Origin of the sequence: Algoriphagus iocasae, from assembly GCF_014206875.1 — a bacterium.
In the GTDB taxonomy this organism is placed as follows: Bacteria; Bacteroidota; Bacteroidia; order Cytophagales; family Cyclobacteriaceae; genus Algoriphagus; species Algoriphagus iocasae.
Map to the genome: position 1 here is coordinate 52,589 of NZ_JACIJO010000006.1, position 14,723 is coordinate 67,311.

12 protein-coding genes are annotated in these 14,723 nt (G+C 40.1%); 6 read left to right on the forward strand and 6 right to left on the reverse strand.

The features are described 5' to 3' along the window. Positions 1 to 101: 101 nt before the first annotated feature. The 4 genes from FHS59_RS22445 to FHS59_RS22460 are packed head-to-tail and all read right to left on the reverse strand — an operon-like array spanning position 102 to position 4,162. The gene (locus FHS59_RS22445; protein WP_184498498.1) at positions 102 to 1,361 is read right to left on the reverse strand and encodes an MFS transporter; all 1,260 of its coding nucleotides are present in this window, start codon (positions 1,359 to 1,361) and stop codon (positions 102 to 104) included. Beyond that, entirely contained in the window at positions 1,358 to 1,837 is a 480-nt protein-coding gene (locus tag FHS59_RS22450; RefSeq protein WP_184498500.1) for a GNAT family N-acetyltransferase, read from the reverse strand. The genes FHS59_RS22445 and FHS59_RS22450 overlap by 4 nt, the downstream gene beginning before the upstream one ends. A 10-nt stretch (positions 1,838 to 1,847) precedes the next feature. After that, the gene (locus tag FHS59_RS22455) at positions 1,848 to 3,479 is read right to left on the reverse strand and encodes a glycoside hydrolase family 10 protein (protein ID WP_246388585.1); all 1,632 of its coding nucleotides are present in this window, start codon (positions 3,477 to 3,479) and stop codon (positions 1,848 to 1,850) included. A gap of 11 nt (positions 3,480 to 3,490) precedes the next feature. Continuing rightward, positions 3,491 to 4,162, reverse strand: coding sequence for an N-acetylmuramoyl-L-alanine amidase (locus FHS59_RS22460; RefSeq protein ID WP_184498502.1), 672 nt, complete (start codon positions 4,160 to 4,162; stop codon positions 3,491 to 3,493). Between the two features lie 213 nt (positions 4,163 to 4,375). Here FHS59_RS22460 and FHS59_RS22465 point away from each other — a divergent pair, with 213 nt between their 5' ends. Next, on the forward strand, positions 4,376 to 5,125 hold the full coding sequence (locus tag FHS59_RS22465) for a DeoR/GlpR family DNA-binding transcription regulator (RefSeq protein ID WP_184498505.1): 750 nt from the start codon (positions 4,376 to 4,378) through the stop codon (positions 5,123 to 5,125). Between the two features lie 55 nt (positions 5,126 to 5,180). On the opposite strand, the gene FHS59_RS22470 is transcribed toward FHS59_RS22465, so the two are convergent. Beyond that, positions 5,181 to 6,170, reverse strand: coding sequence for a c-type cytochrome (locus FHS59_RS22470; RefSeq protein WP_184498507.1), 990 nt, complete (start codon positions 6,168 to 6,170; stop codon positions 5,181 to 5,183). A 231-nt stretch (positions 6,171 to 6,401) separates the two neighbouring features. Between FHS59_RS22470 and FHS59_RS22475 the strand changes: the two genes are divergently transcribed. Then, positions 6,402 to 7,823, forward strand: a complete 1,422-nt coding sequence (locus FHS59_RS22475; RefSeq protein WP_184498509.1) for an amidohydrolase — start codon at positions 6,402 to 6,404, stop codon at positions 7,821 to 7,823. Positions 7,824 to 7,845: 22 nt separating this feature from the next. Continuing rightward, positions 7,846 to 10,194, forward strand: a complete 2,349-nt coding sequence (locus tag FHS59_RS22480; RefSeq protein WP_184498511.1) for a patatin-like phospholipase family protein — start codon at positions 7,846 to 7,848, stop codon at positions 10,192 to 10,194. Here the strand turns inward: FHS59_RS22480 and FHS59_RS22485 are convergent. Then, on the reverse strand, positions 10,175 to 11,278 hold the full coding sequence (locus FHS59_RS22485; RefSeq protein WP_184498513.1) for a glycoside hydrolase family 43 protein: 1,104 nt from the start codon (positions 11,276 to 11,278) through the stop codon (positions 10,175 to 10,177). The genes FHS59_RS22480 and FHS59_RS22485 overlap by 20 nt on opposite strands. A gap of 197 nt (positions 11,279 to 11,475) precedes the next feature. Between FHS59_RS22485 and FHS59_RS22490 the strand changes: the two genes are divergently transcribed. The 3 genes from FHS59_RS22490 (at position 11,476) to FHS59_RS22500 (ending at position 14,661) form a co-directional block, all read left to right on the forward strand. Next, complete coding sequence (locus FHS59_RS22490; protein WP_184498515.1) at positions 11,476 to 12,012, forward strand: gluconate 2-dehydrogenase subunit 3 family protein; 537 nt, start codon at positions 11,476 to 11,478, stop codon at positions 12,010 to 12,012. Positions 12,013 to 12,024: 12 nt separating this feature from the next. Next, complete coding sequence (locus FHS59_RS22495; RefSeq protein ID WP_184498517.1) at positions 12,025 to 13,722, forward strand: GMC oxidoreductase; 1,698 nt, start codon at positions 12,025 to 12,027, stop codon at positions 13,720 to 13,722. Between the two features lie 78 nt (positions 13,723 to 13,800). Beyond that, entirely contained in the window at positions 13,801 to 14,661 is an 861-nt protein-coding gene (locus FHS59_RS22500) for a sugar phosphate isomerase/epimerase family protein (RefSeq protein ID WP_184498519.1), read from the forward strand. Positions 14,662 to 14,723: the final 62 nt, after the last annotated feature.

The window sequence follows — 14,723 nt, forward strand, 5'->3', positions numbered from 1 at the left end:
TGGGTAAAATAGGTCTATTGCTTCTTTTTTTGTTGTGAATATCCTCGACTTGGATTAATCAAGTAAGGATGGTTTGGTGTTAGAAATGATTTTTCTCAACACTATTTCTTCCCAAACTCTTTAGGGTATTTTACGGATTTTGCCATGATCAAGGCTGGAATCATGGCAATACCTACCCAGATGAAGAAGCCTGTGTAGCCTAACCATTCTTGGATATAGCCGGATACCATGCCCGGAAACATCATTCCCATCGCCATAAACCCGGTTGCCAACGCATAATGTGAAGTTTTGAAAATACCTTCTGCAAGGTAGATCAAAAAGATCATGTATGCAGCAAAACCAAAACCGTATCCAAATTGCTCGATGACAACCACTGTACCTGCGTAAAGAATGCTTTCCGGTTGGAAATGTGCCAATGCAATGTAGAGTAAATTGGGAAGATTAAGAGATAAAGCCATAGGAATCATCCATTTTCCCAGTCCATCACGAGAAATTGCGATTCCCCCTAGGATTCCTCCCAGTAGCAAGGCTATCACTCCGATTGTTCCATATAGAAATCCCACTTCAGAAGTACTCAATCCAAGTCCACCGGTTTCTTTGGCATCCAATAAAAATGGTGAGGCCATTTTCACCAATTGAGATTCCCCTAAGCGATAAAGCAGGACAAAAGCCAGAGATATCCCTATGTTCTTTTTGGTGAAAAACGTGAAGAAAACTTTTCCGAAACTAGCCTCATTTGATTTATTCGGGACAACTTCTTCTTCTACTTTTGGTGTGGTTAAGAAATTGATAAAAGTTAATGTTAACATCAATAAAGCAACGGTAATCATGGTATAAGACCAGGCTCTGGTAGTGTCTCCAAGAGTTGTTTCCAGATATCCGGCCACCATCACGATAAGTCCTTGACCAGTGATCATTCCGATGCGATAAAACGTACCACGCAAACCCACAAAGAAAGATTGCTTATCCGGTTTTAAAGCAATCAAGTACATGCCGTCAGAGGCAATATCATTGGTGGCGGAAGCAAATGCTCCCATCCAGAAAAAGGCCAAGGTGACAAAGAAAAACTGACTACCTCCTGTATTTAATCCAACCCCTAGAAAAACCAGGGACAGAATAAACTGCATGTTTAAAAACCATTTTCTCTTAGTGCCAAAAAGGTCTACTATCGGACTCCAGATCGGTTTGATAACCCAAGGGAGATAAAGTAAACTGGTGTAGAGGCCAATGTCTGAATTTGAAACTCCCAGTTTTTTGTACATAATCACTGATACTACTATGATCACGATGTATGGAATTCCCTCCGTCATATACAGAGAAGGAATCCAAAGCCAAGGAGATTTTTGGGTGTTTTTTGTCATTTTTTGCGAATCAAATTTTCGTAAATACTGATTTCTGACCCATCGATCAATTTAGCATCTACGGCTTTTTGGTAAAACTCTGAAGGCCCCACTCCCCCGATGATGGCATAGGCATAGCCCATTTCTCTCAGGGATTGTAGTGCTTTGATCAAAAGAATTTTACCGATTCCTTTTCCTCTTTCATTTTCTACTGTCCCTGTCGGTCCAAAGAAGTTCTTTGCTGTGCTTTCGTAGCAGGCAAAACCTAAAATATCATTTTCCCGCTGGGCTATCCAGCAGGCGACTGGTTGCCTGGCAAAAGCAACTTCAACCTCGGATTGCCAATAGTCTCCGAAATGTGTTTTCACCCAATCACTGACTAGGTGTTTTTCAGGAGCGATGGCTCTACGAAAGACAATTCTCTCTTTTTTAGCTAATGTTTGTTCTTCCTTCGAGGTGTCTGGAAGTCCAATCAATCTCACAAGCATGTCTTTCATAGCATCGATTTTAAGGGATTTGGTAGACTTGGGTTTGTACGATTCTGCCAAAATGATCAATCCATCTAATTGCCAGATATTTGGTGTTTAAGCTGGTCACTTCCAATGTTCTGGCTCTCATTCCTCCTACCCAAACCGGATGAATTTCTGCATCGGCAAGTAAGTCCAATTCGTCAGCTCCTTGTATCAATGCATATCGTATCGCAGGATCCAGTGGATTTGCCATTCGGATGGAAGTGACTTCAGAATTAGCTTCTACACTGAAAACAGTAGGGGTATCTATGATTGCAGGGCTTTTAGGCTGGAAAGATGGAGGAAGTGTCGGTTCGTTATAAAGCTCACCTTTTAGCAGTTGGGCAACATCCCTGTTTTTGATCTTCATGGATTTTGCAGAGAAAAAGGCATTTCCCTGAATCGTCGGCAGCGTTCGGGTGTAAGAGATTTGACTGTTTATCTCTTTTGGATTATTCCAAGCCTCATCTGAGTCCTCACGGATTTTATAAGGACCATTACCAATGTAGATATTGGTATTGTTGTGATTTCTTGCCCACCAGTCGTTCAGAAGTCGATGCGATGCCAAAGGATGTTCCATACTCCAGTAAAGCTGGGGAATCATGTAATCTACCCAGCCATTTTTCATCCATAAGAGTACATCGGCATAGAGATCATCATAATTCGTCTGTCCAGCGCGGGTGGGAGATCCTTTCGGATCTTTGTCCTGATTTCTCCAAACTCCAAAAGGTGAAATGCCAAACTGAACCCAAGGCTTGCTGGCTTTGATGGTATTATTTAGGGCGAAAATCAATTGATTGACGTTTTCCCTTCTCCAATCGTCCTGACTTTGCCCAGGCTTTTTGAATTTATTGTAAGTGGCTTTGTCTGGGAAATCCTCCCTTGGGATTTTATATGGGTAGAAATAATCATCAAAGTGTATCGCATCGACATCATAATTGTCTACAATCTCTTTGATGACCTTCAATAGATGAGTTTGTACCTCTGGCAAAGCGGGATTGTAATAATATTTTGTGCCGTATTTCAGCATCCAGTCCCGATGAAGGTTGTAATCATGATCTGGGCTGAGTTCCTCAGTCTTAAGATCCATTGTGGCTCGGTATGGATTGAGCCAGGCATGAAACTCCATTCCTCTTGCATGAGATTCATTGATCATCCAAGTGAGTGGATTTTCAGTGGTATTTGGAGCTTTCCCTTGTTTTCCTGTGAGGTATTTGGACCAAGGAGCCAAATTGCTTGGGTAGAAAGCATCTCCGGCAGTCCTCACTTGTACGATGACAGCATTGAAATTAAGATCTTTGTAATAGTCCAAAATCTCAAGAAAATCTCTCTTTTGCTTCTCGTAAGGATCATCTGGGGAGATTGGCCAGTCAATATTTGCAACTGTAGCAATCCAAACACCCCTAAATTCCCTAGGCATTTCTGGCATTTGATAGGACAAAGGAGCCAAAGCAATTGGAGCTTTTGGTAATGTTTTTACAGGGAAGTTTGTCCCGGAATTTGTATTAGGAGAGGTTTTGATTGGGTTCGTCGGCGTAGAGCCTGAACTGGTAGTTTTTGATGTTTTACATGCTGAAATCAGCAGGGCAAAAGCAAGAATAAGAAATAGATACCTAGAAAGGAACTTCATAAAATGGGTAATCAGAGCGTTGGTATTGGTTTTAAATTTAAATCTTCCAGATTTTTTCTAAGCTTTTGCATGAAACTATCTCCTGGATCAGTTTTGACAGTTCTATAGTTTGGGTCAGCCTCTTTCCAAATGTCTGTTTCCTGGAAATTTTGATATTCATGATGACCGATCACATAATCTATTGGATATTTTTTTCGAAGGTGTCTTATGAGCATTTCGTTGGCTTTCAGCTGTTCTTTAGTCAAAGGATCTTCTGGCCCACCGATATTTTCAATTCCTATCGCAGTATAATTTAGTCCAATAGTATGTCGAGCAAAAGTGGTTTCTGGTAATAGCCTAAAAATCGTACCATCTCGATCGATCAAAAACTGACTGGAAACATTCAGGTTACTGGCATTTGTTAAATCCGCTCTGCCTCCCAATGTCGGAGAATCAAAAACATCGAAAGTTGATTCTATCGAATTAACAGCTGTCCAATGTACTACCACCATTGTAGGCTTGATCACCGCCTCCTTTTGATCTAATCCATGTCTTTCTTTTAGATATTGTAATGAAAGCTGTTCCCGTTCTTCATTCCATGCAATAGGCTTTTCAAAAATCCGAAACGTAGCTTTGGAGCTACAGGAAAATAACATGGAGGCTAAAAATAAGGACCAAAGAAAGGATAGCTTTAAATGTCTCATTTTATCAAATAGTTTTTTGAATCGGACTTGGTTTATGGGTTAATATCAGTGGGATAATGCAATAGCGGAATTTTTAATCAGTAGCTAAACTAGTAGGAAAATGGGAGGAATCGGAGAAAGGTCTCGCTATTTTTTGCCGTTTTTTTACAATCGGCGAGAATTCTTGCATGATCTTGCAGCATTTGTTAGTTTAAGCTTTCAATTCATATAATCATGCTGAAAGAAGAAAGACAAAAGTTTATCCTAGATCAGGTTCATCTTCACCATCGGGTGTTATTAAACGATTTGTCAGAAAGTCTAAATGTTTCGATCGATACCGTAAGGAGAGACGTCAAAGAATTGGCAAAAGATCGGAAATTAAAAAAAGTTCATGGAGGAGCGACCTCATTTGGCTTTATGAATTTCAGAAAGGATGAGGGAAATGTTTACCTGCAATCCAAAAAAATTGCCATTGCGGAGAAGACTGTTTCACTGCTTTCCGAAGGACAGGTGATTCTAATGAGTGGAGGCACTACCAATATGGAAGTGGCGAAAATGATCCCTAAAAAGATGGCCTTGACGGTATTTACTCCAAGTCTTCATGTGGCAATGGAGTTATTGGAACTTCCTGAGGTAGAGGTGATTTTTTTAGGGGGAAAGCTATTGCATGATGCCAAGTTCGCCGTGGGCGGAACAGTTGTGAATTCACTTTCCCAATTGAGAGTAGATATGTGCATTTTAGGCACTGGATATTTGGATGCTGAATTTGGACTCACCGAATTTGACTGGGAAGTTATCCAAGTGAAGCAAGCCATGATCAGAGCAGCAAAGAAAACGGTGATTTTGTCCGTCTCAGATAAATTGCATTCGGTTCAAAAATACAAGACTTGTGATATGTCCGCTGTAGATATCTTAGTGACAGAGCTTGATCCAAGCAACGAACTTTTGGATGCTTTTAGACCTTTTCATCTTCAATTGATATAAAAAAAGCTTACCCCAATGAAATATCAGGAGTAAGCATTTTGGTTTAACAGGTAATTTATTCGGATGCTCCAGCCGGAGTGAATTTCACAACTTGGTTGGAGTAAGGTTTCACCGTTTTTAAATAAGCATAAATTGCTTGGAGATCAGATTCTTTCATTCCGGAGTACATAGTCCATGGCATGATGCTATTGAACTCACCTAGTTTTACTTTTGGAATTACATATCCTGAGTCCTGATATTGTTTAAACTGTCGGACAAATTGAGACTCGGTCCATTGACCTATACCTGTTAGATCCGGAGAAATGTTGGAAGACCGTAATACTGAACCATCCGGATTTGCAAATTCTCGTCCTCCAGAAAATGCTTGTTCTGGGATTATTTGACCTTGAGGAGTTACTGGGGTGTGGCATTCCACACAACCTGCGGCATTGACCATATAGGCACCATATGCTACTTGGTCGCTAGGATCAGGGATTGATTCAGGCTGCGCTTCCTGAGGGATGGTTTTCATTATCAGATTTACAGGAAAATCAGCTTCAGAATCCGGAATGTCAGATGTTATAGGATCCAAAGACCGGATATAGGCAATGATAGAATAGATGTCTTCAGGATCCATTTTGCCATAATATAAATAAGGCATCAAAGGGAACATTGCACGACCATCATTGGTCACACCTGTGGTGATCACGCGATAAAGTTCACCATCCGTGTAGTCGGAAATACCTACCGGAGTAATATTTTTCGCATAAAATACACCTGGGAAACCCATGCTATGGTCAAACTTATCGCCTCCTTTGCCTAAAGTACCAGGTACCGGAGGTCCGGAAAACAGAGAAAAATCTCTGGTAGAATGGCAATCCATACATACAGTCACATGATTGGCTAAGTAGGCTCCCCGTTCAATTCTCGCCTGGCTGTATTCAACTTTGAAATCTTCCGGTTCTGGGACATTAGGGAAGGCAGTTTGTAAATATGCCAATCCACCAAGAATAATGATTACTACCACTCCAAGTAGGCAGCCAATTACTTTTAAAAATGTTTTCATAAAAAATGATTTGGTTTGGTAATCAGGAAATTAAGTAAAATTTTATTCTGAAAAAATCGAGTTGGTGGAAACTTTATAATTCATGAATAATTTCAAATAAAATCTTTGATAGATACTAAAATGTATTTCATAATCAGAAAAATATTCATTTTTATTTTTTGGACAGCTTCTGTAATATTCTGTTATTCAATCCTTATTTTTCGATTGCAAATCAACCACAACCCTAATCAAATGAAGAAAATATTGATCACATGTCTTTCGCTTTTGGCTTTTGGAGTAAAAGCGCAAGACGAGGTTTTGAAAAAACTGGATGAAAAGGCGCCTTTCTATTCAGAAGTTTCCCAAACTATCTGGGATTATGCAGAATTGGGATACCTGGAAACCAAAAGTTCCGCATTGCTTCAAAAAACATTGACAGATGCAGGATTCACTGTAAAAGCTGGAGTTGCTGATATTCCTACAGCATTTATGGCGGAATATGGTTCAGGAAAACCTGTTATAGGAATCATGGCCGAATTCGATGCTTTGCCGGGTGTGTCTCAAAAAGCAGTTCCCTTTAGAGAGCCAGTTGTAGAAGGAGGTGCAGGTCATGCTTGTGGACACCATTTATTTGGAACAGCTTCAGTGGCTGCAGGGATAGCAGCGATGGAATGGATGAAGGAAAATAATGTTCAAGGTACTATCCGTGTTTATGGAACTCCTGCAGAAGAAGGCGGAGGAGGAAAAGTATATATGGCTAAATCCGGAATTATGGATGATGTAGATGCAATGCTTCACTGGCACCCGTCTTCTGCCAATAATGCCGGAGCTAATTCTTCCTTGGCAAATATCTCTACCAAATTCAGATTTTATGGTGAGGCATCTCATGCTGCTGCAGCTCCAGACCGGGGAAAGTCTGCCTTAGATGCAGTGGAGGCAATGAACTTCATGGTGAATTTAATGCGCGAGCATGTGCCAATGGAAACAAGAATGCATTATGTGATCACAAGAGGTGGTGAAGCTCCAAATGTGGTTCCGGCTTTTGCAGAATCCTATCATTATGTCAGACACCCAGATGCCATGAAAGTAAAAGAGATTTTTGCGAAAATGGTGGATGCTGCTGAAGGAGCTGCTCTAGGTACTCAGACTCGGATGGAATATGAAATAATCAATGGAGTTTATAACTTATTACCAAATGAGACTTTGGCATCTGTAATGCATAAGAATCTAGAAAAGGTAGGAGGAGTATCTTATAATGATGAGGAAAGAAAATTCGCAGAGGATATCATTAAAACCTATCCAGCCGGAGTGATCGTATCTCCTGAAGATGCAACCAAAATCGCTCCCTTTGAAGTAAATGAAAAAGGTTCTGGTGGATCTACAGATGTAGGTGATGTAAGCTGGTTAGTGCCTACTGCTGGCCTAGGCACAGCAACTTGGGTTCCTGGTACATCCGCACACACTTGGCAGGCAGTGGCTGCCGGTGGGACAAGCATTGGTAAAAAAGGGATGATGGTGGCAGCAAAAACACTTACCTTAACAGCCATTGATCTATTGAAAGATCCAAGTATCGCTCAAAAAGCCAAAGTTGAATTGGATAAGAGAAGAGGTGCTGGATTTACTTATGAAGCTTTAACTGGAGAGCGTAGTGCTCCATTAGACTACAGAAAATAACAGGAAATAAGAATTGGTGAACATGAGACAAAGCAGCAACATTTATGTTTTAACGCTCCTACTTTTTTTGTTCACAAGCTTTAATTCATTTTCATTTCAAAAAGAACCATCTACTGAGACCAGACCTAAAATAGGTCTGGTTTTAAGTGGAGGAGGTGCCAAAGGTATGGCCCATGTGGGTGTAATCCGCTACATGGAAAAAGCTGGAATCAAACCTGATTTTGTGGTAGGTACAAGCATGGGATCCGTGATTGGAGGTCTTTATGCACTAGGTTACAATGCCGATGAACTAGAGCAAATCGTTTTGAATATTGATTGGGATTTGCTGATTTCAAATAGGGTGGAGTTCAACTCAATTGCTTTTGAGGAAAAGGAATATTACAATCGTTATTTGGTTGAACTTCCAGTGAAAAATGGAAAAGTAGCTCTCCCCTCTGGCCTGATAGAAGGTCAAAAACTATCTGAGGTTTTACAGTATTATACTTGGCCAGCGAATAAATACAAGAATTTTGATGAATTCCCTATTCCATTTAGATGTATAGCAACTGACATTTCTACTGGACAGGAAATTGTTTTTGACAAAGGATACCTGCATGATGCGTTGCGATCCAGTATTGCCATCCCAACCGCCTTTACTGCCTTTGATCTGGATTCTACTTCTGTGGTTGATGGCGGTGTTGTTAATAATTTCCCGGTTGATGTGGTCAAACAAATGGGAGCAGATATAGTCATTGGTGTTAATGTTTCGGATGAGGATTTTTTGGCTGTGGATGAATTGGGTGGCTTCGGAGGAATTCTGATGCAAGTTGCCATGTCCAGATCTCTAAAAAAGACCAAGGATAATATTGAGGATTGCGAAATATATATCAAACCAGACTTAGGGGTTTATTCCACAGGAAGTTTTGGGAACTACCGAGAAATATTGGCTCTCGGTGATTCTACAGGAAAAAAATACTATGATGACTTCAAGCAACTTGCCGATAGTTTGGGAAGAAAAGATGTGATTTCAGGTTTGGGGTTTGAAGAAGCCCCTATCCAAGTGAGCGGGATTGAGTTTGTTGGGAATAAACTTTTCACCAACAGTCTGTTGCAATCTAAATTTAATATTTCTGTAGGCTCCTTTAAAACAAGAGATGAAATCCAAAAAGGAATTGATCGAATCTACGGAATCAATGGGTTTTATAAAGTGGATTTTTCCTTAATTCCATTCGGTGAAAACAGGTATAATATCAAAGTAAGGTTAAAAGAAAAACCAGCTTCACTCTTGAATTTGGCTGTTCACTACGATAATCAGTTTTCGGCAGGGATTTTAGTGAATTATACAGTTAGGGATTTATTAAGCAAATCCAGTAGAACTGTCTTTCTGTTAGATGTTTCAGAAAATCCTAAAGCTCGAATTGATTATTATAACTACTTCTCAAAGAATAAAAATCTAGCATTCAATGCCCGATTAAACTTATTGCGCCAGCAACTTCCAGAATATACTGAAGGGAAAGAAACAGAAGTTGCCGTTGATAGAAATACGAATTTTGCTGCTCAGATTATGACGACTGGCTCTTTAAAGCAGTCTTTTGCATTTGGAGCTGTTTACGAACTCAGCAAAACTCGATATCGCTTCAATAGAATATTTTCCGATGCACTAAAAAATGGTACAGAAAGGACCTTAGGATTACGGTTTAGGTATTATAGAAATTCACAGGATAATAGAAATTATCCTACCCGGGGAGCAGAGGGATTATTGGAATCAGTTTTCCATTTTGATAATAAACTCAAAATAAATTTAAAGGCAGGATTTGATACGGTAGATGTCAATTTGGATGGTGTAATCGTTTCTTTACCTAAAGATGTTCTGGATGGCTTGGCGGAGGATTTGACACCAGATCCTTATATTACTTTGTTGGGGAGGTATTCAAAATTTTTGAAAATCACACCTGGATTTCAATTAAAACCTGAGTTTGCAGGTGCATTAATCGTCACAAATAACTCCGCAGAAAAAAGTTTTCAGGAATTTTTTGTGGGAGGATATCAAAATATTCGGTTTAATGACACCAATTTCTGGGGGCTCAATTATGGAGAAGTCAAAACATCCAATTTTGTGAAAGCAGGTCTAACGACTCAATTTATCCCGATCAAAAAAGTCTACTTGAGAGCAGGAATCAATTATTTGGGATTTAGTAAAGCGTATAGGTTCCAAGAAGAAGGTTTCATCAATAGTATTTTTAAAGATGAAACCTATGCTGGATATGGATTTGATATGACCTACCAATCCATCCTTGGACCGATAACAATTGGAGTCAGCAGCAATAACAAAGACAATAAACTACGCTCCTACTTTTCCTTAGGATATTCCTTTAATTATTCGGATCGATAGTTTGGATAGTCCCGTCCGCCTGATGGGTTAATTTTGTCATTTTGATGTTTCTCAAATGCGTTTCTCCGGAAAGCTGAGTGTCATGATAGAATAAGTACCAATCCCCGTTTACTTCTACTATAGAATGGTGGTTGGTCCAACCTTCTACAGGATTCAATACAACGCCTTGGTAGGTAAATGGTCCGTAAGGATTGTCAGCAGTGGCATATGCGATGAAATGAGTATCGCCTGTGGAATAGGATAAATAATACTTTCCATCATACTTGTGAACCCAGGCTGCTTCAAAGAACCTTCTTGCGTTATCACCATTTAATAGAGGAGATCCGTTTTCATCCAAAATCTTAATTTCTTTAGGAGTCTCTGCAAATTCTAGCATGTCATCGCTCATCTTGGCGATAATTGGACCTAAAGCAGGTTCATCATCTGCAGGTAAACCATCCGTTGGAGCAGATCCTTTATCATCAAATTTGTTGTTTCTGTATTTCTGAAGTTGGCCTCCCCAGATGCCTCCGAAATACATATAATAGGATCCATCTGAATCTTCAAAAACAGCAGGATCGATGCTATAGCTACCTTTGATAGCTTCCGGCTGAGCAGTGAATGGTCCGGTAGGTGTATTTCCCACTGCCACCCCTATTTTGAAAATATCGTTTTCATCTTTGGCCGGAAAATACAAATAATACTTTCCGTCTTTTTCGGCGGCATCTGGTGCCCAAAGTTGTCTTTTTGCCCAAGGAATATCTTCTACTGCGAGGACCTTTCCTTCATCTACAAGGGTCGCAGATGGAGAGTCCATTGAGTAAACATGATAATCCATCATATTAAAATGAGACCCCAGATCATCCTGAGGAACATTTGATTCGATATCATGGGAAGGATAGATGTAGATTTTTCCATCAAAAACATGTGCTGAAGGATCAGCGGTAAAGTTGTCGGTAATTAATGGTTGGGAAAGATAGTTAGAATCTGTTTCCTCTACTTCTGTGGCTATTTCGGTTTCAGAATTGCCAGAGGGTTTGCTACAGGATACCAAAACAGCAATGATTCCAATTGCTGGAGTGATTTTCAATAAGGTTTTGTTCATAGGTTTGTTTGGATTTAATTGTTCAAGATAAATTGAAATTTGAATTATTCCAGTATATCGTCAAGAAGGATAAAGTGATTTTTTAGAATGGTTGTCAAGAAACCATTGATCCAATTGTCTCACCATTAGCGGATTTGGGGTTTTGGATTTAGCTAGTTTAAGTATATTGGTAAAATTATAACCCAATCTAACCTATTATGAACCGAAGAAAGTCTCTCAAGATTCTGGGAGGAACTGTAGTTGGTATTACCGGACTGGTCCTCGCAGACTGGAAGTGGCAACTCCTGGACGGAATCAATCACAAAGGATTTTTTACTTTTAAGGAGGAAAAGCTTATTTCCGCCATAGCAGACACTATTATCCCTGAAGGTCTGCCTCCAAAAACTCCAACTCCAGATGCCAAACCCATTGGAGCATTAAGCACCGGAACAGACATCTATATGATGAAGCTTTTTGAACATTGCTTCGAAAAGGAAGATCAGGATCAAATCAAATTGCAATTGGCGAGTTTGGATGAAAAAGGCTTTCTGAAAGCTTCTAAAGAAGAGAGAGAAGCGATGTTGTTAAGCTTGAAAGATTCTGAAGTCGAAGCTGATCAGGAGTTTTTTGACCTGATGAAATCAGAAACGATTACAGGATTTACCACTGTGAAAGAAGTAATGGTGGATTATAGAGATTATAAAGTTGCCCCTGGTTTTTATACCGGATGTGCAGATGTTCCAGCCCAAGCTTAAGAGACAGAAAAAATGCTACAAGATTCAAAAGAAAAAAGAACATACGATGCCATAGTTATTGGTTCTGGAGCCAGTGGTGGATGGGCAGCAAAAGAATTGACGGAAAAAGGTTTGAAAACACTCGTGCTCGAAAGAGGAAGAATGGTCAAACATATTGAAGATTATCCAACTGCCTCCAAAGCTCCTTGGGAGTTTGAATTCCGTGGTGCTGTGCCTTTAGAAAAGAGATCAGGAGTCGGTGGAGGTAGATGGTTGAGAGAAGAAACCGCCCATTGGGCATTGGCAGATGATGAGCAGCCAATTATCCAAGAGAAACCGTTTCGATGGTTTAGAGGCTATCATATAGGAGGAAAATCTTTGCTTTGGGCCAGAGCCACTCAGCGCTGGTCGGATTATGATTTTGAAGGCCCTGCCAGAGATGGATTTGCAGTTGATTGGCCGATTCGAGCCAAAGATCTAAATCCATGGTATGAATATGTGGAGCGATTTGCAGGAATTGCAGGAAGTAAGGACGGATTACCCGAACTTCCGGATTCTGAGGTAATGCCAGGTTTTGAATTGAGCTGTATCGAGAATTATTACAAAGAGCAGCTGAAGTCTAATTATGGAGATAGACACTTGATTCAAGGTAGATGCGCGCATTTGACAGATCCTCAGGAAATCCATAAGCAACAGGGTAGAAATAAATGCCAGCATCAGGCCATGTGTAATCGCGGTTGTGTTTATGGAGGATATTTTTCCGCCAATGCATCGACACTTCCTTGGGCTGAGAAGACAGGGAATTTAACGATCAGACCTGATTCTGTTGTCGAATCCATTATATATGACGATGCCAAGGGCAAAGCGACAGGGGTAAGAATCATCGACAGGCATAGCAAAGAAGCGATTGAGTTTTATGCGAAAATTATTTTTGTTAATGCTTCTACCATTGCGTCCAATGCGATTTTATTGAATTCGAAATCTTCTACATTTTCAGGTGGAATCGGAAATGAAAATGGTTTGATGGGTAAATTTCTAGCATGTCATAACTATAGAGGAAAAGGATATGCGACCTTTGAAGGATTTTTGGATAAAGCCAATCTGGGAAGGAATCCTGGCCATGCCTATGTGCCAAGGTTTAGAAATGTGTTTAAGCAGGACACTGATTTTCTAAGAGGATATTCCATCGGCATGTCGGGTGGAAGAGGATTGGGTTCTGATACCAGTATGATTGGAGATGAATTGCGCGATAATTTGCTTAACCAAAAGTATAATGATGTCTGGGGCTTAGCTTCTTGGATGCAGGGTGAAACTGTTCCGGTTGAGGACAATCATATGCGACTCAGTCCAGATCAAGTGGATAAATATGGAATTCCTCAGATTATTCTTTCGGTAGAATGGAAAGAAAATGATGATAAAATGGCTGCTGATTTCGTGGCTCAACAAACAGAAATGTATGAGCGAGCAGGATTTAAAAACATCAAAGTGGAGGATTCGCATTCTGCTCCTGGCTCAGATATTCATGAAATGGGAGGTGTAAGAATGGGGAAAGACCCTAAAGATTCATTGCTCAATGAATGGAATCAGCTGCATCATTGTAAAAACGTTTTCGTAACCGATGGTGCTTGCATGACCAGTACTAGTACGCAAAATCCAACTCTGACTTTCATGGCTCTGACGGCAAGAGCTGCTAATCACGCAGTGGAAGAGTTAAATAAGCAGAATCTGTAATTATGAGCCGGCCGAAAACAACCTCGGTCGGTTTTTTATTCAATCCCTTCAAAAAATATTGAATTCAATTTTATAGAAATGAAAAAAATATTCGTTCTCGTTTTAGTTACTTTTTTAATCTCCTTTAGATCCGTGGACTCCTTTGCACAGCAAAAAGGAGATCCTTTGTTTCAGGCTCCATTGGGAATAGCAGCTTATACTTTTAGAAATGAGTTTCCGAAAGGAGTTGAGCAAACTCTGGACATTATCCAAAAACTGGGATTTAAAGAATACGAAGGAGGAACGGCTGGCCTTTCGCCGGAAGAATTCAAAAAACTCTGTGCGGAGCGAGGAATCAGTATCCCATCTACTGGAACCGGCTTTGAGCAGTTGGAGGAAAATCCACAGGCAGTGGCAGATCGCGTGAAAGCTCTCGGAGCCAAGTACGTGATGTGTGCTTGGATTCCTCACAATGGAGATTTCACAAAAGAAAATGCAGACCGTGCGATCAAAGCATTCAATGAAGGAGGTAAGGTGTTGAAGGAAAACGGGATTATTTTCAAATACCACGTTCATGGATATGAATTTCAGCCTTACGGAGATGGTACTTTACTGGATTATATCATCGAAAACACGAATCCTGAATATGTTTCACTCCAAATGGATGTGATGTGGACACATTTTGGAGGTGGCGATCCAGTGGCATTGTTGAAAAAATACGGGAATCGATGGGTTTCTCTACATCTGAAAGATTTCCGAAAAGGTGCCCCAAAAGATATGACAGGTTTGACAGGTCCTGAAAATGATGTGCCGCTTGGGACAGGAGAGCTGGATATTCCGGGTATTCTTCGCGAATCAAATCGGATTGGAATCAAACATATGTTTATCGAGGATGAAAGTGATCAAGAGTTAGAAAACTTACCAAAAAGTATTGCTTATTTAAAGAGCTTGAAGTATTAATGCTCTAGAATAGAAAATGGGAAAAATAGAGCCAAATAATCCATTTGATTTTTAGTTAAAAT